A 16,887-nucleotide genomic window follows, 5' to 3' on the forward strand; every position below is an offset into this window, starting at 1 on the left:
CCCAATTCTTAACTCTCCCAAAAAACAATTATGCTGCCAGATAAATACCGAAAAGTGCATCGCTGTCTCCCTCTGGTGATAGGAGTTGTATTCGCTACCACCTACAGCATCCCCATCAGCGGCCAACCCAGAACTACCAGAGTGTCTCAGTCATCAACAACAGAAAACCTTAACCCATCAGGAATAAAACAACCAGTACAAGCATTTGCTGGACAACTCGCCGTGTTTTTAGGACATGAGGCGGATCTCACCAGTGCTGTCTTTAGCCCCGATGGCAGTAAAATTTTGACGGCGAGTGAGGATGAAACTGCCCGTCTATGGGATATTAATGGCAATCATTTAACGGTATTTCGAGGTCATGACAAAGAAGTCAGACGTGCTATCTTTAGCCCCGATAGCCAGCACATTCTGACCATTACTGAGTATGAAGCCATCCGCCTGTGGGATCTCAAAGGCAATCTCCTCAAAGAGTTCCGAGGGGTTGAGAATGGCGATAAAGTCATAAATGCCGTATTTAGTCCAAATAGCCGGCAAATTCTCACCATTAGTCGGTTTTCCGAGCGAGCCGGTTTTAGGGATAAATTTCATTTGTGGGATATCAACGGCAATCTCCTCGCTGAGTTCCAAGGTCATCAAAAGATAACAAGTGGCGGATTAGTCTCCTCAAAAGCTGTATTTAGCCCGGATGGTCGCCAAATCCTTTCTGTCGATTCCCATGGAATTGTTTACTTGTGGGATATCAACGGAAATCTTCTCAAAGAGTTTCAAGGGCATAAGGATAGTGTCATTAATGCAAAATTTAGTCCCGATGGTAGCCAAATCCTCACGGCTAGTGCAGATAAAACTGCCCGTCTGTGGGATACCCAAGGTAATGGGTTAGCCGTGTTTCAGGGGCATAAAGAGTCGGTTTACAGTGCAGAATTTAGTCCCGATGGTCGGCAAATCCTCACCGCTAGTAGCGATACAGCCAGGGTTTGGGATACTAAAGCCAATCTTTTAGCAGAATTCCAGGGACATAAAGTTTATCGCTGGGGTGTCCAAGGATTTAGCCCCGATGGCCGGCATATTCTAACCAGTAGTCGAGATGGAACTGCTCAAATTTGGGATACCAAAGGCAATCTCAAAGCAAAGTTGCGGGGACATGAGAGTGCAGTGAGTGCAGTATTTAGTCCAGACGGTAAGCAAATCCTCACCTTCGGGTGGGATCGCGTGCCTCGTTTGTGGGACGTTTCAGCCTCAATTGCTGCTGAATCTGAGCAAATAGTTGCTAGGGAAACCCTTCTAGAAAGTGTGTCTGAAAATAATGCTCAACTGGCAATATTTCGGGGACATGAAAGTTTGGTCAGCAGTGCTGTCTTTAGTCCCGATGGCCGGCAAATTCTCACCGCCAGTCGAGATGAAACGGCACGATTATGGGATCTTAAAGGCAATCTCCTGGCAGAGTTTAAAGGACATGAAGAAGGCGTCTATCGAGCCATATTTAGCCCAGATGGGAGTCAAATCCTCACCACCAATGGTGAGAACATCCGTTTGTGGGATAACAAAGGCAATCTTCTCTCTGTATTGCAAGGGGGCAGTCACATCAATGCAGTATTTAGCCCGGATGGTAGCAAAATCCTCCCCACCGATTGTCAGTGCTATCCGGTTAGCTTGTGGGATAGCCAAGGTAATCTCCTCACTGAGTTGCGCGTACCCAGGAAAGTTGAGGACATAGAAGAATTGCAGTGGATGGTTAACGGTGCAACATTTAGTCCCGATAGTAGCCAAATTCTCACCGCCAGTGAGGATAAAATTGCCCGATTGTGGGATACCAAAGGTAATCTCTTAGCCGAATTCCCACTCGGACATGAGAAGGCCGTCAAAAGTGTCGTTTTTAGCCCCGATGGTCGTCAATTTTTGACAGCAAGTGATGATGAAATTGCCCGTCTGTGGGATCTCAAAGGTAATCTCTTGGCTGAGTTCCGAGGACACAAACGGGGACTGGAAACCGCCGTATTTAGCCCAGATGGCAGCCAAATTCTCACGACCAGTAATGATGAAACTGCTCGCCTGTGGGACACAAAAGGCAATTTCTTAGCAGAGTTTCGGGTAGATGAAACACATCTTGGAAGTGCAATTTTTAGCCCCGATGGCCGGCAAATTCTCACGACCAGCAGTGAGACTTTCGGCCCTGGAATCGCCCGGTTGTGGGATACCAAAGGTAATCTCTTAGCTGTGTTTCGGGGACATGAAGGTGCCATTCACAGTGCAGTCTTTAGCTCAGATGGTCGGCAAATTCTCACTGCTGGTAATGAAGGCACTGCCCGGTTGTGGGATGTGTCAGTGGCAATTACTGCCCAAGCCGAGCAAATGGCTGCCCTACAAACCTTTCAGGAAAGCTTGTCCCAAAATAACGCTCAACTGGCAGAGTTACAGGAGAACCAGGAAGTCCAGCGTGCGGTATTTAGCCCGGATAGTCGCCATATTCTTACCACGACCGAGAAAGTGGTTCACCTGTGGGATACCAACGGCAATCTTCTAACCCAGTTTCAAGTTTCTAAAGAAAGGCTCTCCAGACCAGTATTTAGCCCCGATAGCCGACATATCCTTGCAGTGGGTGATGAAACTGCCTACTTGTGGGATATCAAAGGTAATATCCTGGCAAAATTCCAAGGACACAAGGGTTCTGTTACAAGGGCAGTATTTAGCCCAGATGGGAATCAAATTCTCACTGCTAGTATAGATAGTACCGCCCGTCTGTGGGATACCAAAGGAAATCTCCTGACTGAGTTTCGGGGGCATGAGTATCAAGTCAACACCCTAGTCTTTAGTCCAGATGGAACTCAAATCCTGACCAGCAGTTCGGATAAAACCGCCCGTCTGTGGGATACCCAAGGTAATCTCCTAGCAGAGTTTCGGGGGCATGAGTGGGTTGATAATGCCATCTTTACCCCCGATCGCCGGCAAATCCTTACCCTCGGCAATGATTCCCACGGGTATGCTCGTCTGTGGGATACCCAAGGCAATCTCCTAGCAGAGTTTCGGGGGCAGAAGGATGTAGAGAAAGGCTCTAGTTCTAGCAGCAGCGTCGTATTTAGCCCGGATGGTCGGCAAATTTTAATCACCAGTGGGGATAGACTCTCCCGGCTATGGGATATCAAAGGCAATCTGTTAGCCATATTCCGAGATCATGACAGTTCTGTCAACACCGCCGTATTTAGTCCTGATGGTCGCCAAATTCTCACCGCTAGTGAGGATAAAACCGCCCGCCTGTGGGATAACCAAGGCAATTTGTTAGCAATCTTCCGAGGACATGAAGATAGTGTCGAAAGTGCCGTATTTAGCCCAGATGGTCGCCAAATTCTGACTGCTAGTCGGGATAGAACCGCCCGTGTCTGGGATATCGCCACCGGAATCAAAGTTTCTGCGGCTGAAGTCGCATTTTTCAAGGGAAATCAACTGTCTAGCCAAGAAACCGCCGAATCTAGACAACTCGCACTTCAAAAGTTAGAAGAAGCCCTCGCACTCTATCGTGCAGAGCGAAACTACGCCCAAGCTGCACAGACTCTCTTATCCATTGGTAAGATTTACGTCAATTTCGGACAATTTCAATCTGCCTTAGACTCGTACAATCAAGCGTTGCCATTATCAAAACAAGCAGGTGCTAAAACAGAACAAGCAGCCCTACTCAACAGTCTCGGTCAACTTTACACTGATTTAGCTGACCCGAAAACAGCCCTGGATTACTATAACCAAGCGTTGCCCTTATTTTATCAATTAAATGACCAAGCGACAGTCGCCAACACCCTCAACAACATTGGTAATATTCACGCTGCTACAGGAAACTGGAAAAATGCCCTAGACTCCTACAACAAAGCCCTAGTCATCTCTCGACCCGCAGGTAATTTAGCAGTAGAAGCTACTGCCTTAACTGGCATTGGTAGCACCTACATCGCTTCAAAAGAATGGTCAACTGCCCTGAATGCGTACAACCAAGCCCTGAGCATCTCCCGACACCTAAACGACAAAGTAAAAGAAACCACAGTCCTCAATCAAATGGGGAAAATACAAGCTGCTTTAGGGCAAAGTTCTACCGCCATTGAAAACTATAACCAAGCTTTATCTCTATCCCAACAACTCGGTTACAAAACAGAAGAAGCGCACATCATCTACAATCAAGCCATCTTAAACCGCCAACAAAATAACCTCACAGTTGCCCAAACCGAAATCGAAACCGCAATTAATATTATTGAAAACCTCCGCACTCAAATCGGTAGCCAAGAACTGCGGCAGTCTTACTTTGCCCGCAACCAAGATTATTACCAGTTTTACATCGATTTGTTGATGCAACTGCACCTGAAAAATCCCGATAAAGGTTACGACGCACAAGCCTTTCATGCTAGCGAACGTGCCCGTGCCCGCAGTCTGCTTGAACTCCTTAGCGAAGCCAGCGCAAATATTCGCCAAGGTGTTGACTCGCAACTGCTAGCCCAAGAACAAAATTTGCAACAACAACTTAGTGATTTTCAGACTCGCAAATACCAAATTGTCATCGCTAAATCTACCCAAGAAGCTGTGAATGAAATTCAACAAAAAATCGATACGATTCTCAAGGAACTTGCTCAAATAGAAGCTAAAATTCGCGCTAGCAGTCCTCGTTACGCTGCCCTCAAATATCCCGAACCTCTCAACTTGCCACAAATTCAACAACAGGTACTCGATGACAATACGCTACTTTTAGAATATTCTCTGGGTGAGGAGCGCAGTTATTTGTGGGCGGTGACGAAAACTTCTTTCACCAGTTACGAACTCCCTTCTCGCACCGAGATTGAAGCTACGGCTAAGAATTTCCGCGATACTTTAACCAAAGAGACCACGAGAACCTCTCCTCAAATGGTTGCTGAATCTGCTGCACTTCTGAGCCAAACGATCCTCGCTCCGGTTGCTTCTGAGTTGGGCAACAAGCGCTTGCTAATTGTTGCGGATGGAGCCTTGCAATACATTCCTTTTGGCGCCCTTACTCTGGAAAAATCTGAAGCGCCGCTAATAGTTAAGCATGAAATTGTTAATCTGCCTTCTGCTTCAACTTTAGCAATTCTGCGGCGGGATATGGCGACTCGTGAACCGGCTCCAAAGGCGATCGCCTTGTTTGCAGATCCAGTTTTTAGCACTGACGATGAACGGCTCAAAGGCACGAGTACATCCTCTGTAGCGAAGAATCAAACTGTTGAAAATCTGCCAGTGGAAGCGCAACAATTACAGAGATCAGCCTCTGAGGCTAACATTTATTGGACTCGCCTACCTTTCTCGCGAACTGAAGCTGAGCAAATCTTGGCTTTGGTACCGGATGATTTGGAAAAACAAGCGTTTGACTTTATGGCTAATCGTACCACGGCAACCGATCCTGATTTATCTCAATATCGCATTGTTCATTTCGCTACGCACGGATTTGCTAATAGCAAACATCCAGAATTATCGGGATTGGTGCTTTCTTTGGTTGATGAGAAAGGTACGTTACAAAATGGCTACTTGCGACTGAATGATATTTTTAATCTCAATTTACCGGCTGAATTGGTGGTGCTGAGTGCGTGTCAGACGGGTTTGGGAAAAGATGTTAAAGGAGAAGGGTTGGTGGGTTTGACGAGAGGGTTTATGTATGCGGGTGCGCCGCGTGTGGTGGTTTCTCTGTGGAGTGTTGAGGATCAAGTAACTTCTGAGTTGATGACACGATTTTACAAAAAAATGCTCCAAGATAAGTTGGCGCCTGCTGCGGCATTGCGATCGGCGCAAATCGAAGTGCTACAGCTTCCAGAATGGCAATCTCCTTATTATTGGGCTGCTTTTGGGCTGCAAGGAGAATGGAATTGAGTGCGCTTCTGGCGGGAGAGGGGGAGAAAGTGGGGGAGTGCGATATGAAGAAAATATTTCCTTCTTGCTTCTTCCCTATTCCTTCTTCCCTCTTCCTTCCACATCCGATATTAATCGCCGACTTCCCCGACAACCTCCGCAGCAGCCTGAGTTTCCAGCCAGAGTTTGAGCAGCAAGAGCTCTGCCCGATCGCCCAACACAGTCGCAAACACGCCCTGGGCCCCCTCAGACGCATCAGAAATCCACGTACCGCGCAGAGTCACTTCTACAAAGTCAGCATCAGCAACACAAAGCTCGATCGCATCATTGTCGTTTCGGCGCGCCTCAGATTCCAACAGAGACAGCGCCGGCAAATTCGCGGGCAGCAAAAATGCCGCAGTGCTCGGTTCGACGCTGATGCTTTGACCAACTCGCATAGCCAGCACAACTCGCAGCGCCACTAACTGTTCGGGAGATTGAGCCAAACGCTCGAGGTTAAAGCCCGTTTCAGTGTAAGTCAACTTCAGCATATTGACAGCCCTAAATTTGGAATTGAAAGTTAAAAATTGGTAATTGAAAATTGGCGATCGGGAATTTGGAATTGGGATTTAGGGCAGATTTTAGATGAGCATTACGCATCAATTTAAAATCTAAAATCTAAAATCTAAAATCTAAAATTCTTCCCATGCCCTATTCCCCTATTTGATATTCGTGCCAAAACAGTTCGGCAAAAGCAACAGTGGGGTGTATGGGGGCTTTCGGCTTAGTTCGCAGAGACATTCCAGCTTCTACGGGAGTTCGATCGCCCTTACGAGAGTTGCACCGTTCGCAAGCCGTCACCACATTGTCCCAAGTATGCGGGCCGCCCTTCGATCGAGGCATCACGTGATCCAGCGTCAAATGCCGATTGCTACCGCAGTATTGGCAAGAATGAGCATCGCGGCGCAGAACTTCCCGGCGATTGACCGGGGGCACTTTCCACAGGCGTTCCCTGTTACCAAAAGTCAAGCGGATTTGTTCGGGTACGTGGATGCTGGTGCTGGGCGATCGTACCAGCCAGCCGTTGCCAATGCTAAAATCAAGAGGTTCAGCCTTGCCTGTTACCAACAGTACGATCGCCCGTTTGATGTTGACACGGCTCATCGGTAGGTAATTCTGAGAAAATACCACCACAGATTGCCTCAATACATCAGTTACTACGGTCACGGCTTGCTCCTCCTCATTTGGATTTTGGATTTTAGATTTTAGATTTTAGATTTTGAATCTTGCTTGCTTCGTCAGCATTGGCTACATCTGGTTTTTTCCCAGTTCCCCAAGCCGATCGAATTTCTCAAATATCCAATCAAAATGCCCCCGCTTCTCTTACGAGAGAAGCGGGGGCCAGAAAAACTGCTTTCATGCAAATTTTCATCCTGTCTTGGTACAGTAGTTTAGCTGTACCTCCCGCTTCGCCTCTCTCGATATGGCTGTGCCACTTGCAGACCGTCCCGGTCTACCTCGTTGTCATTAATTTCTGCAATTTGTCCTAATCCACTATAACCAGGTTTTATTAGGCCCAAGCCCGCCCACGAAGTCGCTGCAACAGTCGCAAAACCATTGCTAAAGACGTGCCGTGACGACTCTGAGCGACCCGTGGGGCGATCGCACTTCAGTTGATAGGTGGAGTAGGTGGGGAGAAATTTCAAAGTCGGCAGAAGGTGGTTAAGAGGCTTTCAATCTAGCTGTAAACATACTACACTGATATTACACATATGTCCACCCGTCACGGAGAAAAAATTATGCATACCCTACCTAGAACCTCAACCACCGAAATGGAAGTCACCAGCATTCGACTCGAAAGAGAGCTCAAGGAGAGACTTAAAGAGCTCGCGGGCAATCAAGGCTATCAAGCTTTAATTCGAGATTTGCTCTGGAATTACGTGCAGCAGAAGTCTGGAGAGTATCGGCAGATGTTTTCTCGATCGGATATTCGAGCTAGCATTAATGCCACAGCACAGCAGGAGGAACGCTGCGCGCTTACAGGAGAGTTGATCCGACCGGGCGGCCCGATGTTATTAGGCCTGACGATGCACGGCGAAATGGTGCCGCTGAGTATAGGGAGTATGGCCGGATAAACCAGTTTACCCTTAAATTTGTGAGAGCGATCGGCCTGGGGTGAAGGCCCCAGGCGCTGAAGATCAGACTATTTTAGATTTTAGATTTTAGATTTTAGATTTCAATACTTCAAACAGTTTTTGATTACCAACCGTAGAATAAGGGTTTCCCGGCTCCAAGGCAATCGAGATACCAACGAAAAATCGAGGGTTTCAGACTACGAACTAAAAACAGTCCGGACTATTGGTATAAAATTCCGCAGTCTTTAAACAATCTCTATTTAACCAACCGCGAAGACGCGAAGTGCGCGAAGAAAGATGGAGAAGGAAGAAGATAGGCAATTTTAGCGGTTCGGGAGTTTGGTAATGCAGATCCGGAGGCTCGCCCCACGCGCGAGAAGAATGCTAAACTTTCCATCGGGCGTGCCGAACAGACGATCGTACATTATGATGAAAAAAATTAAAGTAATGCTGAAAAACCGCTACTTGACTGCTGCGAGTTCGATCGCCCTTCTCACAATTATTGCCGGATGCGCCGCTACTGAATCAGCTCAACTTGCATCTCCCTCTCCTGTAGCTGAATCCTCCCCGCCGCCGGTTAAACCAAGTCAGCCTCAGCAGCCATTAATAGTCTCTGCTACCAATCCCGAAACCCCCACAAATACCAAAATCCAGCAATATCTCAACGAGTTGGCCGCCCAAGGTTTTGCCAAAGAAAACCAAGGCGTCTGGATGCAATCTGGCAATACTTTGCTAGCCAATCATCAAGGTACCGTTCCTCTGTCAGCCGCTTCTATTACCAAAGTAGCAACATCTCTCGTAGCGCTGCAACAATTCGGGCCGGAACATCAATTTATTACCTTAATTGGTACAACTGGAAAAATTGAAAACGGCGTATTAAAAGGCGATTTAATTATACAGGGAAACGCCGATCCGTTGTTTGTCTGGGAAGAGGCGATCGCCCTTGGTAACGCCTTAAGTCAAAAAGGGATCAAGCGAGTCAGTGGCAATTTGATAATTGTCGATAAGTTTTACATGAACTTTGAACTTGATCCCCTCAAATCGGGAGAATTGCTCAAACAAGGATTGAACAGTCAAATCTGGCCCAGCGAAGCCGCCGCCCAGTATCAAACCCTGCCTCCAAATACGCCGAAACCCCAAATAGCAATTGAGGGTTCTGTAAAAGTTTTGTCAGCATCTCCCAATGACGTGCAGCCTTTAGTCAAACATTATTCTTTGCCCCTCGCTGAACTGATCAAAAAAATGAATCAGTACAGCAACAATCTCATGGCAGATATGCTAGCTGATACTGTCGGTGGCGCTAAAACAGTCGCGCAAAAAGCAGCAGCAGCAACCGGAGTTCCTCCCGCAGAAATTCAACTCGTCAACGGTTCGGGATTGAGCGAAGAAAATCTCATTTCTCCCCGGGCTGCTTGCGCGTTGTTTATAGCTTTAGAACGCTATCTTGAACCTTACAGCATGACAATTGCTGATGTCTTAACTGTAGTTGGGAAAGATGAAGGAATACTATCAGAACGGCCGCTACCCCAATTAGCAGTGGTCAAGTCGGGCACGTTGGATAATGTTAGCGCTTTGGGCGGAGCTTTGCCAACTCAAAAACAAGAAACTGTGTGGTTTGTGATTATGAATGGAGGGGCAAATGTCGAGACATTTCGCACTCAGCAAGAGGTTTTGCTGAAAAGCTTTTTGAATGAGTGGGGAAGTGTTCAAGTTTCGCCGCCGGAATTAACGCCAAATCCTGCTAGAAAGAGTAAGGTATCTCGCAGCGAAATTGTCAATTGATTTGAGGCTGACGATGGGGGCCCAGAAACCGGGTTTTTTTACAAAAAGACGGGTTGCCATCCGCAAATTCGGCAAAAAACCCGGTTTCTCTACTTGGTAGGGTGCGTCATATCGTTTCCGGTTGCATCGGAATGATTTAACCGCAGAGGGCGCAGAGAACGCAGAGGGAGAGAATACAGAGATGAATACAGGACGATGCTACCGGATTTGATATCAGTACAGAAATTGTGAATTGGCAGCTAAAATAATGCAAGCTGATGCAACCTAGGAGTACAAACTAATTTAATTAGGTGTTTTCGCCCTAGCGACTACTATGCCGATCGCACTTTCGACTCTGCTAATATATCTCTGTAAGTCGTAAGCAACTGTTACCTCCCCAGCCGGCGAAGCGTGAATTAAACCCATATTGCCGTCCGCATTGCGGTAGACTAAACCTGTGTGGGTGACATCCAATCCTTTAACATCGGTGGCTACCGCTACAATATCCCCTGGTTTTAACTGAGAATAAACACTTTTTATGCGATTTGTGGGGATGTAATTAACAGTAGTTTTGGCTAAGTCGGCTTCTTGGCTGACTATGCACTGATAAGTTGCTTCGTCTTTGAGCATTTGCGGGTAACTGCTGCGGTGCTGACTCATGAAATTTAGTGTTTTATTCATGGGCACTCCGCCTAATTCGGCGGTGATATTTTCCACAGTTTGCCGTTTTTGATTGTCGTTAATCCAGTCGGAAAAATAGTGCAATCTGCTGCAATAACCGTTCATTTTACCGTTTAAATACCGCTGTTCTTCTATGCGATTTACAAAGTTTTGATAGTCGTAATCTTGTACTGCTACGCCCCTGGCGATCGCCAAAACGGTTTCTACAAATAAAACGCAATCAAATTTATTCAAAGTTACGATCAACTTTTCTTCGCCGGATTTGTCCAGCAAGCCAGCGGCGTAGGGCTTCCCTAGGAAGTTATCGGCGATCGCCTGGACGATTTCTCCCATCGAGCGATCGTGCAAATTTTGTTGTTTTGCATACTGTACAACCTGTTCAAAACGTGCTATGTCTTCAGGCTGTGCAACGGTTTCTCTCTCGGTATTATTGGAGTCCGATCGTCTCGCCAGCAGTTTCAGCAATTCGGAATAGGAAATTTCCGCTAAATTGTTGAAGTCCCACAACATACTCGGAAAACTGGAAACAGTTGGCTTGTTTGTTAATTCCAGATTTTCGCTTTCTCCCGTCAAGGAAAACGCTAGATCCGCGCCCTGTGCTGCTGTCTGTCGATCGACAACATATCCCGTAGTAGATTGAGACTGAAATGCCCAAACATCAGGTATCAAAGAATTATTCACGCCGACGATCGCAAATCCCAAAACAGCCAGACTCCAAAAATTTTTCATGTTTTTCCAAGGATTTTGCTTCAACTCAGTGCTATCCTGAAAATTTTACAATTACTAGAATTCTCAATCAGCCTAGTAGACCGATAAAATTGGCAACAGCGGACTAGATCGATACACTTGTCATTTAGATGCCGCCCTATTATAAACTGATCGTGCGAGTTTGATAGCACAAAACTGTAATGCAAGTAGAACGCCGACGCCGCCCCCGCCCAATTTCCCCCCGACGCCCAATAGAGCCCCTAGGCGCAATCGGGCCACGACGCCAAAGCAGCCAGCCTCCTGTCAAATCCCGTCGTCGAGTCAGGACGAAATTTTCTCGCTTAAAATACCGTAACATCCTGTGTTTAATTGCCGGGGCGATCGCGATCGGTTGGATTGTCACAATACCGTTCAGAATTCGCCGCGCCCCAGAACCACCAGTCATCTTGGCTCAACAGGCCGTCTCGCCTCAAGAAACACTCTCGCCTCCGACAATTGAACCATCGGAAAATTTAGCCGATCGTCAAAGCGAGCCTACCTTTAGCTACAACATAAAAACACCTCCCAATCCAGTTTACTCTCAAGAATTGCAAGGGATTGTTGATGAAGCTGTGAAGATTGCAACCACCAAAGGAATGCCCGCAGAACGGCTATCAATTACCTTATTTGATGTCAGCAATTCCCAAAGTCACACCTTTGCCGGATATCAAAATCAAACTCTCCGATTTCCCGCTAGCGTTGCCAAGTTATTTTGGATGGCCGCCTTTTACTCAGCCATAGAAAAAGGCATCATTACGCAAAGAGAATCTGCATTTAAAAACGACCTAGAACAAATGATTCGCGTCTCCAACAACGATGCTGCTAGCCGAATTTTAGACAAAATCACAGATACAAAATCCGGCGGCAGGCTCGCAGGAGAAGAGTTGCAAACCTGGCTGAAAAAGCGCACTCAAATTAACACATTTTTCCAGTCCGCCGGCTACAATGATCTTCGTATAAGCACCAAAAATTATCCCATATACTATTTAAGACAAGAAGGGCCAATCGGTCGCGACTTGCAATTGCGGGGCGATGCTTCTGTGCCGATTCGCAATCAAGTAACTACCGACCAAGCGGCAAGATTAATATATGAAATCTATACGAGGCAAGCCGTTTCCAGCGTCGCCAGTCGCAAAATGGCTTACTTGCTGACTAGAGACTTAGACCCCAAGGCATGGAAAAATGACCCTAGCAATTCGATAAAAGGATTTCTTGGCGAATCTTTACCAACTAATATTTATTTTGGTTCCAAAGTAGGCTATACTTCCAAATCCCGCAGCGAAGCGGCCTTTGTCAGAACTTTAGACGATCGCGCGATTTATATCTTAGTTGTTTTCGCAGACGATCCGGCTTATTCCAAGGACGAAACAGCATTTCCGGCAATTTCCCGATACGTTTTCGATCGGCTAAATGCTCGTGGCCCCAGCACTTTGCAGTGATATGGAGTAGGGCCTGTTGACTGTTGACTGTTGAGTGTTGACTGTTAGTCGAAAAACTGAATGATGGTTGATCTCAAATCCGGTAGCATCGGAATTATTCATCTCTCTGTTCTCTTCCTCTGTATTCTCGGCGTCAACAGCGGTTTAATCATTGCAATGCAACCGGATTTGATATGAGTGTTGAATGTTAACTCGATTTTATAGCAACCGCCAAGACGGTTAGGACGTTGTTAATGGGTGAAACGATTGATTTTATTCCTTCTTCCTTCTTCCTTCTGCTATACAATTCCGGCGCAGTCAGAAGTGATCTTACGCACAAACAACGGTTTCTGCGAAAAATGGAAACTGGCGACCAAAAAAACCAATTTCTTGACCACCAATCTAGGATTTTAGGTAAAACCCGCAGGAATAAACCCGGTTTCTGATATCCTATGATATTATTTCCGCTCGATTACCCCTAATACGGTAGGGGCGGGTTCACGAAAAATATCTGCCAACAATTGACAATCTCAAAAACCCGCCCTTTTAATCGCTCGTCGCCCTTGGTCAGAATAGAAACAATGAGTTCAACAATTGATTGACCGGACACAATTTAACTGGGGCGAAAGGATTCGAACCTCTGAATGGCGGGACCAAAACCCGCTGCCTTACCACTTGGCGACGCCCCAACGTCTTAACCTTCACTATCTTAACATTCAAACACAGGAATCTGTCAAGCATTTTGACAAGAAAATTTTAAAAATCTTTTTGAGACCGATCGCCCGCAGGTTTATTCTTTGATCGCAGGGGGGCGAGCTACCGGGATTTCAATCCTGAAATCCGCTCCCTGTCCAGGTTCGGAGATACACTTCAAACTTCCTCCGTGTTTTTCCACCACTATCTGGTAGCTGATAGACAAGCCGAGCCCCGTACCCTTGCCTACAGGTTTAGTGGTAAAGAAAGGGTCAAACAAGTGGCATTTAGCTTTTTCGGGCAATCCGGGCCCGCTGTCTTGAATCCGAATCACCACAACTTGACCCCTCGACTTTCCTGACTCATCAGCCTCCGAGTCTGGGTTCACCACCGCCGTCGAGATTTTGATCGTCTTGGGTGGAGGCTGATTTTCCAAAGAGTCGATCGCATTCGCCAAAATATTCATAAATACTTGGTTGAGTTGTCCGGGATAGCACTCTACCTTCGGCAAGTCGCCGTAGTCTTTAATTACCTCAATTCCCGGCACTAGCCCGTTTGACTTCAAGCGACTCTGCAAAATCAGCAGCGTGCTGTCAATCCCTTGGTGAATGTCCACCGGCTTCATCTCTGCTTCGTCGTGCCGTGCGAAGTTCCGCAGAGACAGGACAATTTGGCGGATGCGTTCAGTTCCCATCTCTATTGAAGACAGAATTTTCAGCAAATCCGGCACTATGAACTCAACATCGATTTCTTCGTTTTTGTCGAGAATTTCGGGGCAAGGCTCGGGGTAATGCTTTTGATACAAGTGCAGCAAATCCAGCAGATTTTTCATGTACTGCTTGCAATAAGTCAAGTTTCCGTAAATAAAATTAACCGGATTGTTAATTTCGTGGGCGACGCCGGCGACCATTTGACCGAGAGAGGACATTTTTTCGTTTTGGATGAGCTGAGCTTCTTTCTGCTGCAACTGCTGCAATGTTTCCGTCAGTTGGCGGGCTTGAGTTTGGGCGGCTAAGGCGGCAGCGCGGGTTTGGGCGTAGAGTTCGGCTTGGTCGATCGCGATCGCCAGTTGATCCACCACCGCTTGCAGCAATTCCACTTCGCTCGTCGCCCAGGAACGGTGGCTGCTGTAATGGTTGCAAACTACAGCACCCATTTGACCGGAGCGAGTCTTGAGCGGCAGCAGCAGGTTAGAAACAATCCCGATACTTCTCAAAAAAGCTCGCGTGGCCGGTTCGATGCACAGTGCTGTGGCAGCGTCGCCGATCCGAAGCGTTTGGCGGTGGCTAATTTTCTCGGCCAGCAGCGTTACTTGTTCGATCGGGTATTCTGTGAGCCGCTCTTTGAGTTCGGGATTTGCCGCCTCGTGGGTAATTGCAAAGCTGGGCTGACCGTCTCGCGAGATGGAGTACCACAAAAAGTAGCACTGGTCAACCTGCAACAAGCTGCGAATTTCGTTCACAGCCGTATCTAAAATTTTGTCGAGGTCTAGGGAATTCCGCATCTGGCTGGCGAGGCCGAAGAGCAGGCCTTCCCGGCGGCTCAACAATTCTTCTCGGGCTGCGTGGCGATCGATCGCCACGGCGATGGCGTTAGCAATGCAACCCAGAACTTCTAGCGCTCCCTCGCTTGCCAAAGCGCTACTGCACAGAGCCATCACTCCCACCAGCCGCTCTTCGACAATCAACGGATAGGTAATGGTACACAGAGACGGGTTCGACATTAGACACACAGGAGCCGTTTGGAGTTTTCCCACTTCTGTTGGCACCCAATCTTCTATTTCTTTTGCCCAATCTTGGCTCCTAAGTCCTGAATTGGCCTGCAATTCTAACCGCTCTGTCTGCTGGTTGAAAGTCCAGATGCTCGCCCCTGTGGCGTCGAGGTACTCTACCATTGCCTCGGTGCAGCGATTGAGGATGACCGATATTTTCCCGCCTTGTCCGAGGGCTGCACCGACTTTAGCTTGCAGGGTTCCCAAGCGAGCTCGCTCTTGTAGGGACGCTGCCGTCAGTTGGCGATCGGATGTGTCGCCCGGGCCGGCAACGATTTCTCGGATTTGTTGGGTATCGTCCGCGCGCCCGATGCCCGCTGAAGCTTCCCACACATATTGAGATGTGCCTGTTTCCCCCAGCGTCGGGAGGTTTTTTGTGCCGTATATTGTCCTGCTACTCTGTGGCGTAGGTACCGCAGACAAGCTCGATCGGTTCGAGCCAGAAACTAACTCCGAGATTTGCGGGCTGTCCGAGGTGATATCTTCTACCTCTGGCAACTGTTTCTGGGCTTTGACTAATTGCCAGCGCAGCTCCACCAAACTCGCAACTTGCCGACTTAAAGCTTGCATAGCTTCTATCGTTTCTTTTGTCAAGTCTCGCGGCACCGAGTCCATGACGGATAGCACTCCCAGCACCTGCCCCTCAGAGCTGACAACTGGGATTCCGGCGTAAAATTTCACGAAGGGGTAGAAAACGATCAGCGGATGATCGCCAAATCTCACATCTGTGGAAGCGTCTCTAACAATGGCGGCAGGCAGTTCTTTAAAGGAATTTATAGGAAGTTCGATCGCAAATTCGGAAGCAACGGGCGGTTGTTGCAGGGAAATTGCCCGGTCAAATTCCGACTTTGAGTTTGAACTCTGGGCGAAATCTTCGGGAGTTGGGTCTAGGGCGCGAGCGCAAAAATTCAGGTAACGGTGGGTCAAAGTTCGATCGATACCTAACTGCGACTTCAACCAGTGGCGATTACCGTCAATCAAGCTCAAGAAAGCAATAGGAGTTCGGCTCATCTGAGCTGCCAAACCGACCAAACTGTCCAAGCAAGCCTCTGGATCAGATCCCAGAAGCTGATACAAATCAATGTTATGGAGCTTGAACACTTTTTTTTTACCAAGAGGCAAGGGTGCTTTCATCATGTGTAACTGCCCGTCTAGTTGCTGGCAACCGCCCTTCTCAATACTTCCCTTGAAAAACAAGCTATGAATTCTGTGCTGGGAGACTCGGGGCGCAAGTTCGGCGCAGGTTGCTTGCGCCGAATTCAGACTAACCTCTTGACTGATCTGAAAACTTTTGAGTTATCGGAGTTAGAGCACCCCATATCTAAGACTATATAAATTATACTTCCAGTTGACTATGCTTTTGAATACCTCGGACTCTCTCAATCTAAGACCCTCTGTTGGGAGGAAGCAGCTTTCCAAAATATATGACTATTGCTTACCTAGAATTTTTTTATCAGTTTAATTGTATTTTAACAGACTTCTCTAATCGTGGGTAGCTGGCTTGCTGGTAGATTTAAATCAGGGGTTTGTGCCACAATACCAGTGTCCTTTACCGAGCTGTGCCTTAGCCGAGTGTTCAACTACAGTTAGGAGATGAATTACAAAAAATTGGTAAGATGTTAAACTTTGTAACAATAGTTGTTCAAACTCGACCTTTTAGGGTTTTTGACCCCGGATGCACATTTTGCAACTGTTGTAATTGCCGATCGACCACTCTCCCAATCCCTTTTTTCGAGTTTGAGGTAAAAAAACAGGGGTAAAGTTTCAACTAACGCTCCAACGGAGTTGACAATTATTGGGTAGAGGCAACTCTCAAAAAATAACTGAACGAAGTATGTTTTGTATTTTCAAGAACTATAAATAAACAGGGAGAAGA

8 protein-coding genes and 1 tRNA gene are annotated in these 16,887 nt (G+C 47.2%); 4 read left to right on the forward strand and 5 right to left on the reverse strand.

The window, feature by feature from the left end; all coding sequences use genetic code 11:
- The first annotated feature begins 30 nt into the window (after positions 1 to 30).
- Positions 31 to 5,847 carry a CHAT domain-containing protein gene (locus QUB39_RS19415; protein ID WP_333207820.1) on the forward strand — a complete coding sequence of 1,939 codons (5,817 nt, stop codon included), beginning with the start codon at positions 31 to 33 and terminating at the stop codon, positions 5,845 to 5,847.
- Between the two features lie 110 nt (positions 5,848 to 5,957).
- On the opposite strand, the gene QUB39_RS19420 is transcribed toward QUB39_RS19415, so the two are convergent.
- Together QUB39_RS19420 and QUB39_RS19425 are read right to left on the reverse strand one after the other, a co-directional pair.
- Positions 5,958 to 6,356 carry an alr0857 family protein gene (locus tag QUB39_RS19420; protein ID WP_333207818.1) on the reverse strand — a complete coding sequence of 133 codons (399 nt, stop codon included), beginning with the start codon at positions 6,354 to 6,356 and terminating at the stop codon, positions 5,958 to 5,960.
- Between the two features lie 160 nt (positions 6,357 to 6,516).
- Complete coding sequence (locus QUB39_RS19425; protein WP_333056402.1) at positions 6,517 to 7,032, reverse strand: HNH endonuclease; 516 nt, start codon at positions 7,030 to 7,032, stop codon at positions 6,517 to 6,519.
- Between the two features lie 572 nt (positions 7,033 to 7,604).
- Between QUB39_RS19425 and QUB39_RS19430 the strand changes: the two genes are divergently transcribed.
- Positions 7,605 to 7,940 carry a ribbon-helix-helix domain-containing protein gene (locus QUB39_RS19430; RefSeq protein WP_039886507.1) on the forward strand — a complete coding sequence of 112 codons (336 nt, stop codon included), beginning with the start codon at positions 7,605 to 7,607 and terminating at the stop codon, positions 7,938 to 7,940.
- A 426-nt stretch (positions 7,941 to 8,366) separates the two neighbouring features.
- Complete coding sequence (locus QUB39_RS19435; RefSeq protein ID WP_333485133.1) at positions 8,367 to 9,722, forward strand: D-alanyl-D-alanine carboxypeptidase; 1,356 nt, start codon at positions 8,367 to 8,369, stop codon at positions 9,720 to 9,722.
- A 282-nt stretch (positions 9,723 to 10,004) separates the two neighbouring features.
- Here QUB39_RS19435 and QUB39_RS19440 read toward each other — a convergent pair whose 3' ends face one another.
- Positions 10,005 to 11,111 carry an N-acetylmuramoyl-L-alanine amidase-like domain-containing protein gene (locus tag QUB39_RS19440; RefSeq protein ID WP_333485134.1) on the reverse strand — a complete coding sequence of 369 codons (1,107 nt, stop codon included), beginning with the start codon at positions 11,109 to 11,111 and terminating at the stop codon, positions 10,005 to 10,007.
- A 179-nt stretch (positions 11,112 to 11,290) separates the two neighbouring features.
- Here QUB39_RS19440 and QUB39_RS19445 point away from each other — a divergent pair, with 179 nt between their 5' ends.
- Positions 11,291 to 12,568: a serine hydrolase gene (locus QUB39_RS19445; RefSeq protein WP_333056406.1), complete on the forward strand. Its 1,278-nt coding sequence runs from the start codon at positions 11,291 to 11,293 to the stop codon at positions 12,566 to 12,568.
- Positions 12,569 to 13,164: 596 nt separating this feature from the next.
- Here QUB39_RS19445 and QUB39_RS19450 read toward each other — a convergent pair.
- Positions 13,165 to 13,236, reverse strand: a tRNA-Gln gene (locus QUB39_RS19450).
- A 101-nt stretch (positions 13,237 to 13,337) separates the two neighbouring features.
- Positions 13,338 to 16,112, reverse strand: coding sequence for a GAF domain-containing protein (locus QUB39_RS19455; RefSeq protein WP_333485135.1), 2,775 nt, complete (start codon positions 16,110 to 16,112; stop codon positions 13,338 to 13,340).
- Between the last annotated feature and the right edge of the window lie 775 nt (positions 16,113 to 16,887).

The organism is Microcoleus sp. AT8-B5 (assembly GCF_036705565.1).
Lineage (GTDB): Bacteria > Cyanobacteriota > Cyanobacteriia > Cyanobacteriales > Microcoleaceae > Microcoleus.

Coding starts and splice junctions, on each gene's coding strand:
- QUB39_RS19415 (WP_333207820.1), top strand. CDS start 31: ATGCTGCCAGATAAATACCGAAAAGTGCATCGCTGTCTCCCTCTGGTG.
- QUB39_RS19420 (WP_333207818.1), bottom strand. CDS start 6,356: ATGCTGAAGTTGACTTACACTGAAACGGGCTTTAACCTCGAGCGTTTG.
- QUB39_RS19430 (WP_039886507.1), top strand. CDS start 7,605: ATGCATACCCTACCTAGAACCTCAACCACCGAAATGGAAGTCACCAGC.
- QUB39_RS19435 (WP_333485133.1), top strand. CDS start 8,367: ATGATGAAAAAAATTAAAGTAATGCTGAAAAACCGCTACTTGACTGCT.
- QUB39_RS19440 (WP_333485134.1), bottom strand. CDS start 11,111: ATGAAAAATTTTTGGAGTCTGGCTGTTTTGGGATTTGCGATCGTCGGC.
- QUB39_RS19445 (WP_333056406.1), top strand. CDS start 11,291: ATGCAAGTAGAACGCCGACGCCGCCCCCGCCCAATTTCCCCCCGACGC.